Annotated in this window: 21 protein-coding genes and 1 pseudogene; 8 read left to right on the top strand and 14 right to left on the bottom strand. The window is 42.6% G+C overall.

Annotated features, from left to right (window positions below; translation table 11 throughout):
- From HY035_00680 to HY035_00630, 11 genes and pseudogenes are all read right to left on the bottom strand, one after another.
- Positions 1–855: NADH-quinone oxidoreductase subunit D (locus tag HY035_00680; protein ID MBI3376904.1), on the bottom strand; the 855-nt coding region annotated here is incomplete at its 3' end.
- A gap of 71 nt (positions 856–926) precedes the next feature.
- Positions 927–1,460, bottom strand: coding sequence for an NADH-quinone oxidoreductase subunit C (locus HY035_00675; GenBank protein MBI3376903.1), 534 nt, complete (start codon positions 1,458–1,460; stop codon positions 927–929).
- 89 nt (positions 1,461–1,549) lie between these two features.
- Complete coding sequence (locus HY035_00670) at positions 1,550–1,987, bottom strand: NADH-quinone oxidoreductase subunit B (GenBank protein ID MBI3376902.1); 438 nt, start codon at positions 1,985–1,987, stop codon at positions 1,550–1,552.
- A gap of 80 nt (positions 1,988–2,067) precedes the next feature.
- Positions 2,068–2,438: pseudogene (gene ndhC, locus HY035_00665) on the bottom strand (NADH-quinone oxidoreductase subunit A).
- A gap of 139 nt (positions 2,439–2,577) precedes the next feature.
- Complete coding sequence (lpxK, locus tag HY035_00660) at positions 2,578–3,600, bottom strand: tetraacyldisaccharide 4'-kinase (protein MBI3376901.1); 1,023 nt, start codon at positions 3,598–3,600, stop codon at positions 2,578–2,580.
- A 184-nt stretch (positions 3,601–3,784) separates the two neighbouring features.
- Positions 3,785–4,660 carry a DNA damage-inducible protein D gene (gene dinD / locus HY035_00655; GenBank protein MBI3376900.1) on the bottom strand — a complete coding sequence of 292 codons (876 nt, stop codon included), beginning with the start codon at positions 4,658–4,660 and terminating at the stop codon, positions 3,785–3,787.
- Positions 4,661–4,697: 37 nt separating this feature from the next.
- Positions 4,698–5,969, bottom strand: coding sequence for a 3-deoxy-D-manno-octulosonic acid transferase (locus HY035_00650; protein ID MBI3376899.1), 1,272 nt, complete (start codon positions 5,967–5,969; stop codon positions 4,698–4,700).
- The gene (locus tag HY035_00645) at positions 5,947–7,677 is read right to left on the bottom strand and encodes an ABC transporter ATP-binding protein (GenBank protein ID MBI3376898.1); all 1,731 of its coding nucleotides are present in this window, start codon (positions 7,675–7,677) and stop codon (positions 5,947–5,949) included. The genes HY035_00650 and HY035_00645 overlap by 23 nt, the downstream gene beginning before the upstream one ends.
- Positions 7,674–8,798 (bottom strand): lipid-A-disaccharide synthase, encoded by a 1,125-nt coding sequence (lpxB, locus tag HY035_00640; protein MBI3376897.1) that lies wholly within the window; start codon positions 8,796–8,798, stop codon positions 7,674–7,676. Before lpxB ends, HY035_00645 begins: the two co-directional genes overlap by 4 nt.
- 27 nt (positions 8,799–8,825) lie before the next feature.
- Positions 8,826–9,917: a DegT/DnrJ/EryC1/StrS family aminotransferase gene (locus tag HY035_00635; protein MBI3376896.1), complete on the bottom strand. Its 1,092-nt coding sequence runs from the start codon at positions 9,915–9,917 to the stop codon at positions 8,826–8,828.
- Between the two features lie 2 nt (positions 9,918–9,919).
- A complete protein-coding gene (locus HY035_00630; GenBank protein MBI3376895.1) occupies positions 9,920–10,843 on the bottom strand; it encodes a Gfo/Idh/MocA family oxidoreductase in 924 nt (307 codons plus the stop codon).
- 138 nt (positions 10,844–10,981) lie between these two features.
- On the opposite strand from HY035_00630, the gene HY035_00625 reads away from it, so the two are divergent.
- From HY035_00625 to HY035_00590, 8 genes are all read left to right on the top strand, one after another.
- Positions 10,982–11,185: a hypothetical protein gene (locus HY035_00625; protein MBI3376894.1), complete on the top strand. Its 204-nt coding sequence runs from the start codon at positions 10,982–10,984 to the stop codon at positions 11,183–11,185.
- Positions 11,124–11,741, top strand: coding sequence for a hypothetical protein (locus tag HY035_00620; GenBank protein MBI3376893.1), 618 nt, complete (start codon positions 11,124–11,126; stop codon positions 11,739–11,741). Before HY035_00625 ends, HY035_00620 begins: the two co-directional genes overlap by 62 nt.
- 148 nt (positions 11,742–11,889) lie before the next feature.
- The gene (locus HY035_00615) at positions 11,890–13,038 is read left to right on the top strand and encodes a tetratricopeptide repeat protein (protein ID MBI3376892.1); all 1,149 of its coding nucleotides are present in this window, start codon (positions 11,890–11,892) and stop codon (positions 13,036–13,038) included.
- A gap of 70 nt (positions 13,039–13,108) precedes the next feature.
- Entirely contained in the window at positions 13,109–13,729 is a 621-nt protein-coding gene (locus HY035_00610; GenBank protein ID MBI3376891.1) for a hypothetical protein, read from the top strand.
- A gap of 108 nt (positions 13,730–13,837) precedes the next feature.
- Positions 13,838–14,152 (top strand): DUF4258 domain-containing protein, encoded by a 315-nt coding sequence (locus HY035_00605; GenBank protein MBI3376890.1) that lies wholly within the window; start codon positions 13,838–13,840, stop codon positions 14,150–14,152.
- Positions 14,149–14,391: a type II toxin-antitoxin system MqsA family antitoxin gene (locus HY035_00600; GenBank protein ID MBI3376889.1), complete on the top strand. Its 243-nt coding sequence runs from the start codon at positions 14,149–14,151 to the stop codon at positions 14,389–14,391. Before HY035_00605 ends, HY035_00600 begins: the two co-directional genes overlap by 4 nt.
- Before the next feature lie 104 nt (positions 14,392–14,495).
- On the top strand, positions 14,496–14,690 hold the full coding sequence (locus HY035_00595; protein MBI3376888.1) for a DUF2281 domain-containing protein: 195 nt from the start codon (positions 14,496–14,498) through the stop codon (positions 14,688–14,690).
- Positions 14,675–15,007: a type II toxin-antitoxin system PemK/MazF family toxin gene (locus HY035_00590; protein ID MBI3376887.1), complete on the top strand. Its 333-nt coding sequence runs from the start codon at positions 14,675–14,677 to the stop codon at positions 15,005–15,007. Before HY035_00595 ends, HY035_00590 begins: the two co-directional genes overlap by 16 nt.
- A gap of 157 nt (positions 15,008–15,164) precedes the next feature.
- Here HY035_00590 and HY035_00585 read toward each other — a convergent pair whose 3' ends face one another.
- Genes HY035_00585 through HY035_00575 form a run of 3 tightly spaced genes read right to left on the bottom strand, consistent with a single transcriptional unit; the run spans position 15,165 to position 15,996 of the window.
- Entirely contained in the window at positions 15,165–15,524 is a 360-nt protein-coding gene (locus tag HY035_00585; GenBank protein ID MBI3376886.1) for a DUF86 domain-containing protein, read from the bottom strand.
- Positions 15,521–15,799: a nucleotidyltransferase domain-containing protein gene (locus HY035_00580; protein ID MBI3376885.1), complete on the bottom strand. Its 279-nt coding sequence runs from the start codon at positions 15,797–15,799 to the stop codon at positions 15,521–15,523. The genes HY035_00585 and HY035_00580 overlap by 4 nt, the downstream gene beginning before the upstream one ends.
- Positions 15,800–15,813: 14 nt before the next feature.
- Positions 15,814–15,996 carry a hypothetical protein gene (locus tag HY035_00575; GenBank protein MBI3376884.1) on the bottom strand — a complete coding sequence of 61 codons (183 nt, stop codon included), beginning with the start codon at positions 15,994–15,996 and terminating at the stop codon, positions 15,814–15,816.
- Positions 15,997–16,001 lie beyond the last annotated feature (5 nt).

The raw sequence follows: 16,001 nt of genomic DNA, 5'->3' as shown, positions 1-16,001 counted from the left end.
GGGCAGTTTTTCAATGCACTGTTTAATAATCCTGTTTGCCTGTCTCATCTCACCCATCCTGACAATATACCTGTCATAGCAATCTCCGTTTTTCCCCAAAGGAACATCAAACTCAACCCTGTCATAAGCATCGTAAGGAGCATGTTTTCTTACGTCATAGTTCACACCGGAGCCCCTCAGCATACCGCCTGTAAGTCCCCAGTTGACAGCCTCTTCCGCGGAAATAACGCCTATGCCGACTGTCCTCTTCTTCCAAACCCTGTTTTCGGTGACAAGTGTTTCATAGTCATCCATCCTGTCAGGGAACTCAAGAACAAACTCATAGAGTTCATCAAGAAATTCCTGTGAAATGTCGTTCCGTACACCGCCAATCCTCGGATAACTTACCGTGAGCCTTGCCCCGCACAATATTTCAAAAAGGTCAAGAATGCGCTCTCTTTCCCTGAATGCATACAGGAAAGGCGTTGTAGCTCCGATATCAAGGACATGTGTTCCAAGCCATATAATGTGGCTTGAAATCCTTCCCATTTCAGCGACCATGGTTCGGATAAACTTTGCCCTTTCAGGCGCTTCAATGCCAAAAAGTTTTTCAACGGCATTCACATAGCCTACGTTATTGTTCATCGAGGATATATAATCAAGACGGTCTGTGAGAGGAAGAGCAGCAAAATATGTCCTGTTTTCCCCGAGTTTTTCTATCCCCCTGTGGAGATAACCAACATGAGGAGTGCATTTAACAACAGTCTCGCCGTCAAGGGTAAGCACAAGCCTAAGAACCCCATGGGTTGCCGGATGCTGGGGCCCCATGCTGATGGTTAATTCTCTTGTCTCAAATGTCTTTTCTATCTGTTCCATAATTTTAGTGCAGAAGCCCAGCAGAGCAATAGCGCAGCAGTCGGAAAACTGCTGTTCTACTGCTCTATAAACTATTCATTCCACTCAAACTCTTTAAATCTCTTTACCCTGTCAAGAACTGTCCTAAACCCTGCCCATTCCTTCTCTGTTCCCTTCACCGGATAATCCTTTCGCAGGGGATGGCCTTCCCAGTCCTCAGGCATAAGTATCCTCCTGAGATCAGGATGCTTGCTAAAAATAATCCCGAACATGTCATAGCATTCTCTTTCATGCCAGTCTGCTCCGGCCCATATGCCTGTAACAGAATCAATCTCAGAATTAGTTTCAGGCACTTCTGCTTTCAACCTTATTGCATGACAGCGTTTTATAGAATAAAGATGGTAGACAACTTCAAATCTCTTTTCTTTCTTTCCTGCATAGTCCACACCGCACACATCAACAAGATAGTCAAAACAAAGGGCTGAATCGTCGTGGAGATACCTGCATATTTCAAGAATTCTGTTTTTCTTTAATGTGACAGCAACCTGTTCCCTGAATTCCTTTACCTCAAGGACTTCATCGGAAAATCTTTCTTTTATCTTTTCTGCTATTTGTAAGGGTTCCATATATTCTCCTAAAAAATAGTGTCAGTGATTAGTGTCAGTGTCAGTTTTCAGATTTTTTCTGACACTGTTCACTGGCACTGAACACTGATTTATCTCCACCTGCTCCATCTGAAGTGCTCACCCTTTATCTTTTCCTGAAGCTTTATTATCCCTTCAAGCAATGCCTCCGGCCTTGGAGGACAGCCCGGGATATAAACATCCACAGGCAGGAAACTGTCGCATCCCTGCACGGTGCTGTATGTATTGAATATGCCGCCTGAACATGCGCAGCTCCCCATTGAAATAACATATCTTGGTTCCGGCATCTGGTCATATACCCTTCTCACAATTTCCGCCATCTTTTTCGTAACAGTGCCTGCGACAATCATAAGGTCCGCCTGCCGCGGCGAGCCTCTGAAGATAACCCCCATCCTGTCTAAGTCATAGTGTGACGATCCCGTAGTCATCATTTCAATGGCGCAGCAGGCCAGCCCGAAGGTCACGGGCCATAAGGACGAGCTTCTTCCCCAGTTGATGAGCTTGTCCATTGAGGTGATAATGATATTGGGCGACAGTATTTTTGTGCCTTTTTCAACCTCAACAAGCGATGGAGAAATTGTGCTTGTAATCAGTCCCACTTAAATGCCTCCTTTTTCCATGCATAAATATAGCCGACAAAAAGTATAACTATAAAAATAATCATCTCAATAAAGGCGTATAGTCCAATCCTGTCAAATACAACAGGTCAAATACAACAGCCCAGGGATACAGGAAAATAGCCTCAACGTCAAAGATAACAAAGAGCATGGCGATAATATAGAATTTAACAGAAAACCTGTATCGCGGCTCTCCGACAGGCAGGTTGCCTGATTCATAAGGCATAAGTTTTTCAGGGTATGGCCTTTTCAGCCTGAGGAGTTCACCAATTAATAAGGCGCCCATTCCGAAGGCCGTTGCGGCCATCAAAAATATAAGAACAGGCAAATAATCCGAAGGCAAATAAGTTCCGGGCATAAACGTTTTAGATTAACTTTAAAATTTTAATAAATCAATTTAAATCCTAATTGATGCAGATTTTAAATTTTAATAAAATCATTTAAGCTCTTAATCGTTGTTAAGTGAAAAAGCATTCACAACCTCAGCATTTAAATACCTCAGCATAAAACTTCTCATCAATTGCAAACCTGATTGTGAGAGCAACAAGATTTTCCGGCAAACGCAGGCCTCTGAGCCTGACCAGGTCTTTTTCTGTTGTAACAATCCAGCCTGCATTTCCTGCTTTTGCTTCTTTAATGATGTCTTCAATGTCCTCTTGTTTATAAGTGTAATGGTCGCTGTATTTTTTAAGGCCCTTTAGGCTGCATCCTGTGGACAAAACAGTTTTCCTGAATGATTCAGGGCTGCCTATGCCGCAGAACGCAAAAAAGGAAAAAAGACCCTCCTTGGCCCATTCAAGCGGCATTGTTTCCCCTGACAATTTCACAAACCCTGACGGTTTATGCATAGAAAGGAATAGCGGAGCTTTTGAGTTATAGCTCTTTATTTCTCCAACTATGTCTTCAATCATTGCCTGACGAATATCGCCTGTTTTTGTCAGGACTATAATGTCTGCCCTTTCTATTTCCTTAAGAGGCTCTCTTAGCAAGCCGACAGGCAGAAGCCGTCTGTTGTCAAAAGGATTCTCGGCATCTATTAACAGAATGTTCTTATCCCTGAAAAGCTGCCAGTGCTGGAAGCCGTCGTCAAGGATGAAAACTATTTGAGATTTGAAATTTGAGATTTGAAATTTGAGATTTTTAATAGCAAACATTCCTCCTTTGTATCTGTCAGCGCATTTTACAATAAGGACATCCTTTAATATCTCGGACATCAAGACAGGCTCATCACCGTAAAGCAGTGACGAGTCATTTTTTATTTCTGACTTCTGTACAAAACACGGCCCCTTCGCCTTTCCTTTATATCCCCTTGTAAGTATCACCGGATAGAACCCTCTTCTCTTTGCCTCTTCTGCAACGGCGATTGCTGCAGGCGTCTTCCCTGTGCCTCCGGCAGTGATATTGCCGATGCTGATTACTTTATGAGGGAGACGCTTCTGTCTTTTCAGCTTATAGCGTTTATCAAGCGAATACCCGATGTAATAAAGAAATTCAGGGAGTGTCATAGTTATCTTGCCATACCGCAATCAGTGGCGGTCATGATAGCCTCTATCCGGTATTCATGGTTGCTGTCGAAGTGGAGTTTCATGTTATTTCTTGTTCACGTTTCGCTTTTTTCTCCCCATAACCTTTTTTACTTCTCTATCAAAATCGCTTTCAAATTCCCTATCCTGAACCACCCTGAAATTTTTATTCCTCTTCCAACTTCCCAATCAATCCCTTTGCATCTTTTTCTTCCAGTTCCAGTTTAGGAGCAGCGTTTTTTACACGCTTTTCGACCTGCTTGATATGTTCAGCAGGAGTCAGTTTCTCAGGCAGTGTTCCCCCTATACGTTTAATGGCGTCTCTAACTTCTTTGCCGACGTTTTCGTGTGTCTTGATTGCTGCTTGCTGGTCTTTCACCCGTTCACGGGCAAGCTTGTCGCGTGTCTGCGTCATGCGAAACTGGTTTGCCGCTAACTCTGTAGTATCCATGCGGTCCATGAGATTTTCTTTTTCAGGTATTCTTTTCTGTTTCTTTATCGCATCCCTGCCAAGCCCGCCATACATGCCTTTATATCCGGCATCGTGGAAGACCCCGAACATCCTGTCATGCACTCCTGCATCACGCGCCGCGCCTGACAATGCCTTGAATTCTTCGGCTGTCTGCTTGCGGAGTTCCAAACGCTCTACATCAGCGGCAATTGCAGTGGAGATTTCCTGCCGCCGTGCCTGAACAGCAAAATACTTCTGCGCATTGGCAATTTCAGGTTTTCGTGGATCGCCATTTTGTGCGATAAGATAACAGGCAAAACGCGACAGATTATAGTCCGGAATCTCTCGTGAACTTCCTGAGCCAAGGTCAACCATTTTGCCGGCGCCGGCAAAATGGTTTTCAACGGTATTGCCTGATTGTTTGCAAGAGGTTAGCGCTCTTTTAATTGCATCTTCAAATCGTCTCCATTGCGTATATCCTAAGAGAGGCTGAATATCGCGTGCGCTCCAATATTCCGCGCCATATTCATTTACTTTCTTCAGGTCTTCAAAAGACTTGCTTCCCATTGGCACTAAATTTTTATCTGACATGCCACCTCCTGAAATAAGACGCCGATAATATTATAAGTTATCCAGCCTCATTTCTTAGAAATCTTTCAATCTCCTTCATCGCCCTTTCAACTGCGCCTGACTTTTCATTGTACAAATCTTTTGCCTTGTTGCCCATGGACTTCTTTTTCTCTGGAGACTGAAGCAGTTCTTTTAGTTTTTCGTAGAGCGTAGAACTGTCAGCCTCTATTGCAGCGCCCTTTTCATAGAACTCTTTCGCAAAAGGGAAATTCTCCATGTGCGGGCCGCATATTATAGGTTTTGCCCAGAAGGCAGGCTCAAGAAGGTTCTGCCCGCCGTGCTCTATGAAACTTCCGCCTATCACAGCAACATCCGAAACACCGTAAACTGATGCAAGCTCTCCTACTGCATCAAGAATAATAATTTGGTGAATGGGTGAATCGGTGAATGGGTGAATAAGCTGTGATCTTTTCACATAGGAAAGACCTTTTGCCTTTATCAATTCCTCCACCTCTTTAAACCTTTCAGGATGACGCGGTGCAATAATCAGGGTTAACCCGGGAAAATCTTTTTTCAACTCAATATAGGAAGAGACAATCAAATCTTCTTCTCCCCTATGCGTGCTGCCTGCAATGATAACAGGATGAGAAAGCAACTTAGTCCATTCCGGAATATCCAAAGAAGGCACGGTGTCAAATTTAAAACTGCCGATGACCCGTATCTTCTCTTCCTGAGCGCCAAGCTCTTTAATCCTTCCCGCATACACGGCATCCTGCATGCAGAAGAGGTCCACACAACTAATAATGCTGCGCATAAAAAATTTTATCTTCTTATATCCCTTAAATGAATCGTCCGATATCCTGCCGTTCATTACAACTGCAGGGATTTTGCGCTTCTTTAGTGTCATCAGCAGGTTTGGCCAGAGTTCGGTTTCGATTGTTATGAATAGATCGAGATGTATTTTTTTGAAGGTTCTCTTTAGTATAAAGTTGAGGTCAAAGGGGAGATATATCACTTTTGTCCCTTCAGAAGCTTTTTCCATTGCTACTTTCTGTCCGGTATCAGTGATTGTTGAGAGAACTAAACTGACTGAAGGGTATCTGACTTTAAGTTTTTCCAATAAAGGGAGTGACGCTATGACCTCACCCACAGAGACTGCATGTATCCAGATAAGTGAAGAGTTGAAAGTTGAAAGTGAAAAGTTAAAAGTTCCAAACTTTTCTCTGAGCCATCTTTGCCTTAAGTCTTTTGGCCGTTTCTTGTACTGAAACGGCAGGATGAAGAATAATGCAATAGAATATAAAAAGCTATAAATCAGCTTTAGAATCATCAAACTGAAGGTCATAGAGTTTTTTATAAAGACCGTTTGCAGTTAAAAGTTCATCGTGAGTTCCTGATTCAACAATCCGCCCCTTGTCAAATACTATTATCCTGTCCGCGCTTCGCACAGTCGATAACCTGTGTGCAATAACAAATGTGGTTCTGCCTTCCATTAGTGTTTCAAGCGCTTTCTGAACCATCATCTCTGATGCGGTATCAAGAGACGAGGTAGCTTCATCAAGAACGAGTATCGGAGGATTTTTAAGTATCGCCCTTGCTATTGAGAGCCTCTGTTTCTGCCCTCCTGAGAGCCTTATCCCCCTTTCTCCTATGACTGTGCCATAGCCTTGAGGCAGTTCAAGTATAAAATCATGTGCGAATGCCGCCTTTGCCGCATCCGCTATCTCCTGTTCGGCCGCCCCTTTTCTGCCGTATGCTATATTTGCGCGGACCGTATCATTAAAGAGTATTATGTCCTGACTGACAATCCCGATTAACTGCCTTAAGGACTTCAGCGTTACATCAGAAATGTTTATTCCATCTATGCTGATAGAGCCGTTTGCCGGGCTATAAAATCTTGACAGAAGGTCAGCAAATGTTGTCTTGCCTGCCCCGCTTCTGCCGACCAGAGCTATAATCTCTCCTTTTTCCACCTTCAGGTTTATGTTCTCGAGCGCGTCATCTTTGGTGTTCTCATACCTGAATGATACATTGCTGAAGACTATTTCCTTGCTTATTCCTTCAAGCTCATCTTCCCCTTCCTTCTCTCTTGATTCCTCAAAAACCTTGTCAATCCTTTCAAGCGGCGCCTTTACCTGCTGCAAAGAGTTGTGCACGCCGACGAGCCTCCTTGCAGGCGTGTATATCATAAATATCGCAGTCAGGAACGAGAAGAAGGCCCCTGGAGTTATAGTTTTATCCACAACGAGCCTTCCGCCGTACCATATCACAAATGCGATTCCGAACCCGGCAACTATATCCATCATGAGAGACGTTGCCTCAATTATCCTTGTAGACCTCATGAGCTCTCTGTAATAATCATGATTGTTCCTCTTGAAGCGTGACACCTCTTCCTCTTCCCTGTTGAATGCCTTTATTATCTTAATCCCCGAAAAAGTCTCTGACAGTATCTCTGTTATTCTTGATATCTTTTCCTGAACCCTCATGCTAACTTTTTTAAGCCTCTTGCCAAGCCTTGAGACGCCATAGAGCGCCAAGGGCAGAACAACGACCGCTATCAATGTCAGGTCCCACCGCATATACATGGCAACACTGACAAGCACAATAATAGTGCAGGTCTCAACAAACAGGTCTTTAACTGTGAAAGCAAGCAGTCCCTGAATCGAGCCTGCATCATTTATTATCCTTGATATCATCGCTCCGGTAGAGTCCTTGCCGAAGAAACTCATCGGAAGGGATGTAGTATGCCGGTAGAGATTGTCCCTTATGTCTCTAACAATCTTTGAGCCTGCAGACCGCATGAGATAAGACTGGAAGAAAGAAAAGATTCCTCTGATTGAATACGCAGCGAGCACACCCAGAGCAATGAATGGAAGGTATTCTGCTTTCTTCTCTACGAATAACTTGTCAACAGCAGGTTTTGCAAGCCAGGCAAGAAATCCGTTCATCCCTGAGACTACAAGACTGCCCATACCTGCAAGCGCTATTCTCCCCCAGTACGGCCTTGCGAGGTTTAAAATTTTCTTAATGTCTTTCATGCCGTCATCTCACATATCATTTCAGCCACTCTCATTGAAGGCTGTTTGCCTTTAAACATTTCTCTTGCTGTCCGGAACCGGGTTATCATCTGTTCCCTGTAATTTTTATTCAGCATAATCTCTTTCAGCTCTCTCATAATATTTTTTGCATCTGCCTGAGACTGAAGCAGTTCCCTTACCACTTCCCTGCCTGAAATCAAGTTTATAAGCGAGATATATTTTACATCAACTATAAGCCTGCCGATAAAATACGAAAAAAGAGAGAGCTTATAAATCACAACCATCGGCGTTTCAAGGAATGCAGCCTGTAATGTGGCTGTGCCTGATGCGATTACAGCCATATCAGCCATTGAAAGCGCCTTCACCGCATTCTCTTTTTCAACTGCCACTCCCTCATCTCTGAGCCTGCTGATATAGGTTTGGTATTTTTCAATATCAACATTAGGCGCAACCGGCATTATGAACCGGCAATTGTAGTCAGGAAACTCCGCTTTAAAGTTTCTCACTACATCTATCATGACAGGCAAAAGACTCTTTAGCTCATGCGGCCTGCTGCCGGGAAGCAGGGCAATAACAGGAGAGTCTGTATTTATCCCTGAATTTTTCCGCAGGCCGGCCCTGTCTTCTGTCATGGATTCTATTTCTTCAAGAACAGGATGTCCCACAAACTCGCATTGAACGCCTGTGCCCTTGTAAATCTCTTCTTCAAAAGGCAGTATCACTGCAATCCTGTCCGACACCTCTGCAATTGTCTTTACTCTGCCCTTCCGCCAGGCCCACACCTGAGGGCTTACATAATATAGGACTTTTATCCCTTTCTTCTTGGCAACCTTTGCAAGCCTGATATTGAATTCGGGATAGTCTATGAGAACCAAGGCCTTTGGCGAGAATTCCTCTATTGCATTAACAGCCTTCCTGAATGTCTCTTTTATTCTCCTGTATGAAGCAAACGCCTCCGAGATGCCGAATCCGCTCGCTATCCCGGCTATAATATTCACCCCGGCCTCTTTCATCCTCTCGCCGCCAATGCCGATTATACGCGCCTCAGGGCATTTTGCCTTTAAAGCCTTTGCAAGAAGCGAACCGTATAACTCGCCTGAACTCTCGCCTGTAACTATCATGACAGTACTCATAACCGTTGGAATTTTTTAAACGGCACCCCTTATTATCTCCGCAATCCTCTTTACCGTCTCTTCCTCAAGCCCGGGATACATTGGCAGGGAGAGCACTTCTCTAACTGCCATTTCAGTAACAGGGAAATCGCCTTCTTTATAACCAAGAAATCCCAGAGCCTCTTGCATGTGAAGCGGAATAGGATAATAAACAACCGATGCAATGCCCGATGCCTTTAATTTTTCCTGAATAACATCCCTCTTTGGAGTCATAATCGTATATTGATGATACACATGATAGAAGCCGTCTTTTTCCACAGGGCATTTTACAGCGCCTGACAGAAGTTTCGTATAAAGCACAGCCTTCTGCCTTCTTTTTTTGTTGTATTCATCAATCCGCTTAAACTTCACGAGTAATATCCCCGCCTGTATTTCATCTAGCCTGCTGTTGAATCCGATTGTCTCGTGTTTGTATGCTCCTTTAGAGCCGTGATTCCTTAGTTTCCTTATATTGCCGGCAACAGCAAGGTCGTTAATCGTTATTATGCCTCCGTCACCGTAGGCGCCAAGATTTTTGCTTGGGTAAAAACTGAAACAGCCGGCATCTCCAAAACTTCCGGCTTTCTTATCCCTGATAGTACTGCCGAATGCCTGGGCGCAGTCTTCAATTATCTTGAGGTTATGCTTCTTTGCTATTTTCTGAATTGCATCCATATCAGCAGGATGCCCGAATATATGCACAGGGATAATAGCCCTTGTCCTTGAAGTAATCTTTTTTTCTATCAGGCTGACATCCATATTCAGAGTCTCGGGCTCTATATCAACGAATACGGGAATCGCTCCAGTGTAGAGGATGGCCTCGGCAGTAGCAAAAAAAGTGAACGGTGTTGTAATAACCTCGTCCCCTTCTCCTATGCCAAATGCGTCAAGGCTCAGGTGAAGCGCATCCGTGCCTGAAGCAACGCCAATCGCAGAAGAGACATTATGGTAATCCGCAATCTTCTTTTCAAGTTCAGCAACCTTAGGGCCGAGGATATACTGCGAACTCTCCAGTACCTCTGTGAGCATATCAAGGACCTCTCCCTTAATCTCTGCAAATTCCTTTTTCAGGTCTATCATTGGAACCATTCTTATTTCCCCAAATCCTTTCTTATCTTTTCTGTTATATCAAGCGCTACCTTTAGCGCATTCCTGCCCTCTATGCCTGAGACCATTGGTTTTCTCCTCTCCTTCACGCATCTGATAAAATCAATAAGCTCTTCTTTCAGCGGCTCTTTTTTCTCAGGCCGTATTATATCAGAAGATAGACTGTCTCCTTTTTTAGAGTAAACCCTCACCTCATGATTCTGATAATCAATATGAATGAATGAGTCTTCCTGAAAAATCTTGAGCCTCCTCTGTTTCTCAGGCGACAGGCGGCTTGCCGTTGCAATGGCTGCGCACCCGTTCTCAAATTCAAGCCACACTTTTGCAACGTCTATCTTGTCCGTCAGCACGCTTGCGCCTCGCGCCCGTATCTCCTTCACAGGAGAAGCCGCAAAGCCGAGCATAATATCTATATCATGTATCATGAGGTCCAGCGTTATATCTATATCAGTGCTTCTGCCTGTAAAAGGCGACACCCTCTCGGACTCAAGGAACCGGGGATTTTTTATCAGCCCTGACACGGCTATCACAGCAGGGTTATATCTCTCAACATGCCCGACCTGAAGTATGCAATTCTTTTTTTCAGCTTCATTTATGAGTTCATCTGCTTCAGCCACGCTCACTGTTATCGGCTTTTCAAGCAGAAGGTCTTTCCCTGCCTTTATGCAGTCCAGCGCTATTTTGTGATGCGAAATTGTAGGAGTGACAATGCTTACAGCATCAAGCTCATTAATAATATCTTTGTAGTCAGAATATGCTTTGCAGTTATATTTAACTGCAAGGACTTTTGCCTTTTCTTCATCAATATCAATAAGCGCTGTCAGTTCTGCACCTTCTATCTCTGAATATATCCTTGCATGGTGCTGTCCCAGATAGCCTGTCCCTATTACACCTACCTTAACTGACACAAAATCTCCCTCTTTTGGAATCAAACATTTTTTTCGGAAATAAGTTTGTCTGATATTTTGCACTAAACAGAGATTTTTGGGCAAGGGCAGAGAGGTGGTTATTCTCATAAGTCTTTCATAATGATATAATACAGTCATATGAAATCAGTTAGGGATATAAGTGGAAAAAGTGGGCAGGAAAGATTTCTCAGGCTCTCGCCGCTTGAGAGGATGAAGGCTGTATATGCAGTCATTTCAGAGATTATCGCCATAAAGGCAAAAGCCGAAGGTGTAACAGAATATGAAATCTATAGAAGATACATTAAAAATAATCCAAGACATTATCAAAAAATTCCCTGCTGATATAGACATCGCACTTATAGGGGGATACGCCGCTGTCCTGCACGGCGTTGAAAGAACAACCCTCGATATTGACTTCTGTGTTTATTCAAGCGCTCTTTCCTCTGCAAAAGGTCCCACGGCCCCAGATTTTTATAGCCTTTTATTAAGAACCCTTCCTGAGAGATTCGAAGCACGAATGATAAAAGGCAGTGAAATTCAGGATGACCCCTTTAAACATGATGTCATATTCATTGAGGACAAAATGGGCGAATTTATGAGAATAGATTTTTTAGTGGCTAAGTATAAATGGGAATTAGATGCGATTTGTACTGCAGTTAGCATGGAAGGAATTCCTCTAAATGTTGTAACTAAACCTTATCTTACGGCTTTGAAATTAAGGTCTACAGGGTACAAGGATTCAAGTGATGTTGTGACTCTGGTGAGTCTTATGACCGCAGACGAAAAAGAAAAAACTTTTGAACTTGCAAAACTGATTGGCAGGGATAAGAAATTGAGCAAACTGCTTTCTCCTCCAGAAGAAGAGCCCACCGGGGATATCAAAGAGGAGTTAATTTAAAAATTTCTGGAGTCCTTTTTGTCATTGCGAGCAACTATCGGGAGCGTGGCAATCCCATCGGGTTTAAATAGACATTCTCTTTGTTATTTTCACGAAAGTGGGAAGGTGAATTTTACCTTGATTTTTATTCTGGAGGGGATTATATTTCATGAAAGACTACATTAGATATTTGAGGGATGAAATGCGCTATTTCATAAAAATTATTCTCGTAGTTGTTTTCAGCATATTCCTGTTTGCCGGATTATCCCACGCCGAGAAAGTTACCTTTGTAAAAGAATACACATATCAGGCGAGCGAGCTTGACAGCAAGGCGTCATGCAGGACTATTTCGCTTGAGATGGTAAAGAGGTTGCTTCTTGAGGAACTTGGAACATATCTGATAAGCGAGACAGAAGTAAAAGATTTCAAACTCACAAAAGAACAGGTAAAGACTTACAGCGCAGGAATTGTAGGCGCTGAGATTATAGAGGATAAATGGGACGGGAAAACCTACTGGCTTAAAGCAAAAGTCTCGGCAGACCCGAAGGAAGTAGCAAAGGCATTAAAGAAAATAATGGATGAGCCGTTTAAGGGAAAAGAACTTGAGGAGACGAGAAAAAAGGCTGAAGAACTGACAAAAGAAGTGGAGAGACTAAACAAAGAGCTTGCTAAAGCTAACAATAAACAGCCGAGCAAAAAAATTCAGCAGGAATATAAAGCGACGATACAGGGGTTAACTGCGGTTGAGTGGTTTAATAAAGGCTATGAGGCTGCTAGTGCTGAACGATGGAAAGAAGCATTAGATGCATATACCAAAGCCATAGAACTCAAGCCTGATTATGGGGCGGCTTATTTCATTCGGGGAAGGGCTTATTTGGAATTAGGCAATCACCAACAGGCGATTAATGAGTTTTCCAAAGCCATTGAACTGATGCCTGATTATATTGATGCTTATTATACTGAGGCTTATTATGCTGAGGTTTATTACAGTCGTGGCGTAGCTTATAGCAAGCTTGGTAACTATCAGCAGGCAATAAATGACTTTTCTAAAGCCATTGAACTGATGCCTGATTATGCTAATGCTCATCACAATCGGGGAGTTTGTTATGCAATCGTAGGCAACCACCAGCAGGCAATTAATGACTGCACCAAAGCCATAGAACTCAAGCCTGATCATGCAAGGGCTTATTTCATTCGGGGAAGTGCTTATAACGATCTCGGCAACTATCAGCAAGCGACGAAGGATTATCAAATAGCAGCACGACTGGGATATAAGCTTGCACAAGAATTTCTACGCGAAAAGGGCATAAGCTGGTAGCAGGAATAAATGAACAGAGGGCAAATTTGATGACATACAACTTTTCCTTAATTCGAGGAGATAAAACCATATGAATGACAATAATTGTATATCTATCATTGCCGCCATTCTTGGAAGTATTTTGGGAGGAGGCATTACAGGGTATTTTACTTTGCGTGGTGTCAAACAAGCCCATCAAAATGATTTGGAAAAACAAAAGAAAGATAGAGAAACTCTTGTCAGAAGCTTGCTACAATCTTTACATGATGAAATCGAAACGCTATGGGAAACTTATATGAAAGGAATCGGCGTCAAATTAGAAGCTCTTAGTGATAATCAACCATTCCTTTTTTATTATCCTGTAACTCAAGAATATTTTACAGTTTACACTGGAAATTCTTTTTTGATTGGTCAAATAGATAATAATGACCTGCGAAAAGCAATAATCACCACATATACCTATGCAAGGGGTTTGATTGACTCATATCGATTTAACAACGACTTACTTCAAAAATATGAATACTGGTTTTTTCTTTTTCAAGAGACAAAAAATCCACAACATGCAACCAATAGAGATGCGTACATGGATTCCCTGATTAAGTACGCCAAGGACTTGAAAGAATCACATAGCGAACTAAAAGAAGATGCAAATAATGTATTGCGTATGCTTAGGAAGCAAGGCGTTTTATCTGAGCGAAGGCAGGTTACATAAAATATTAAACAAATCCGCCATGCACATTTTTAATCTGCTGCGGGAAGTCGCTGATTTAATCGCTTATCTCATGGCAATACCTCTTGCCATTAAAGTATAATTAAGTAAATGAACAGGGATGTATTGCGAAGCGCAATTGAGAATGGTTATATTGAGTGGCAGAGACACTCTCTTGAGCGAATGTTTGAAAGAGGCATTTCAAGAGAAGACGTTAAGGAGATTCTAAGAAAGGGAGAAATCATTGAGGACTATCCTGATGATAAGCCGTATCCAAGCGCATTGTTTTTAGGATGGATAAACGAAGAACCTCTCCATGTTGTTGCAGCAATTGACTTATTGACAGGATGGGGTTTTGTTATTACAGCATATAAGCCTGATTTAGAGCATTTTGAATCAGATTATAAGACAAGGAGGCAAAAATGACATTCAAGAACTTCCCCGATAAATGCCCGCTTTGCGGAGGCGCAAAAAAGGAAGGGAAAACTACGTTTACTGTTGACTTAGGCTTTGGCGTGGTCGTTGTAAGAGATGTGCCTGCAACAGTATGCTCGCAGTGCGGCGCAGACTGGATCGAAGATGCCATTTCTGCAAGGTTAGAAGGAATTGTGAACGAGGCGCGTAAGAGACATCATCTGGTTGAAGTTACAACGATGACTGCATAGTCATATTTTTAATCTGCTGCGGGAAGCCGGAATGCTAAAGGCAATAAGAGAAAAACTGGTTTTAATCTGTTATAATTAGCTGTAACCGTTTAGGAGGGAAAGCGATGAGCAAGAAGGAATTGCTTTTAAGCGAGATAGAACAGGTTCCAGAACCCTTGCTGGACGAGGTGCTGGATTTCGTTTATTTTTTGAAGGCAAAAATAATCAAGGAAAGGCTTGATACCGCTATTGCAAGCGAGTCGTCACTCAAAAAAGATTGGCTGCTGCCGGAGGAAGACAAGGCGTGGCAGAGCTTGTAAAAGGCGATGTAGTTGTTGTGCCCTTTCCTTTTTCTGACCTCTCTCAAGCAAAAAGGCGCCCTGCCTTAGTCGTTTCAAAATTAGAAGGCGATGATGTGATTCTCTGTCAGATAACCAGCCAATCCATCAAAGATAATTATGCAATACCGCTTGATGATAAGGATTTTGAGGCAGGCAGTTTAAAACAGCCAAGCAATATAAGGCCTAATCGCATCTTTACGGCAGACAGCCATATTGTCCTATACAAAGTCGGCAATCTTACAAAAGAAAAACTCAATGCGATTATTGAAAAGGTGGTTGAAATAATCCGGGGATAAGAAGGCAGGGTATTATAGCCTTCAGTAAAAGCGAATAAATCCAACAGGCACATTTTTTATCCGCTGCGGGACACAAAATCTTCTCCTCACTCTCTTCCGCAATTTTCTAACCGGTAAAACACCTTGTCAAAGCTGAGATTAGTGCTGAAAATGCAGCTTATTTTTTTGACGGGCGAGATGAAATGATTGCCTTCAATTTTTTCTTTAACGCAGGCAGGTTTTCCTGAACAACATACCATACAATCTCAAAATTCACGGTATCATACGCGTGGATAATCCGGTTTCTCATGCCGATTATCTTTCTCCACTCTATTTCACTATGCTTTTTTCTAAAGGAATCGGTTAGCTTTGATGACGCCTCGCCTATTATCTCAAGATTTCTTACGACAGCGTCCATAAGCAATTCGTTCTTCATAAAATCGTCTTTGACGACGCTTTTACAAAACCTGTTTATTTTTGTAATTGCAGAAAGGATGTCATCAACATAAACCAGATTGTCCTGCGTTATTCTTTTCACAGTATAGCGGTCAGATCTTTCTCAATATAATGTTTAAGCCGGGGTTTAATTGCACGCAGTATCACAACATCTATATCTTTACCTGTTTCATCTTCCAGTTCCTGCTCCACGCCTACAAGATCAAGCAGCGAGAATTTACCTTTCGGGGGCTCGATAGCGATGTCTATATCGTTATATCGACCTTTTCTTGCAAAACTGCCGAATAAGTAAGCCTTCTTTATCCCATGCTCGCTTAATACTTCCTTTATTATCTCGATAATCTGTTCGCGTTTCATAGTCTTGCCTCTCATTAACCTGCTAATTTATTACATTTATTTATTATACCAGAAGAGCCTATTGCGTGTTTTATTTCTTTGTCTGTTTCTTTCTCATATGAAATGACCTTAGGCTTTTTCTTTGGAGTCCATCCATGCTTGTGCGGCTTACAGAGTGCACAGCCGTTGGATTTTTTATCTTTATAAACTTTCCCCATTGCAT

It is taken from the genome of Nitrospirota bacterium, from assembly GCA_016195565.1.
Taxonomy (GTDB): domain Bacteria; phylum Nitrospirota; class Thermodesulfovibrionia; order Thermodesulfovibrionales; family UBA1546; genus UBA1546.
The sequence above is the reverse complement of the archived record's forward strand: the minus strand, read 5'-3'. Positions and strand labels throughout refer to the sequence as shown.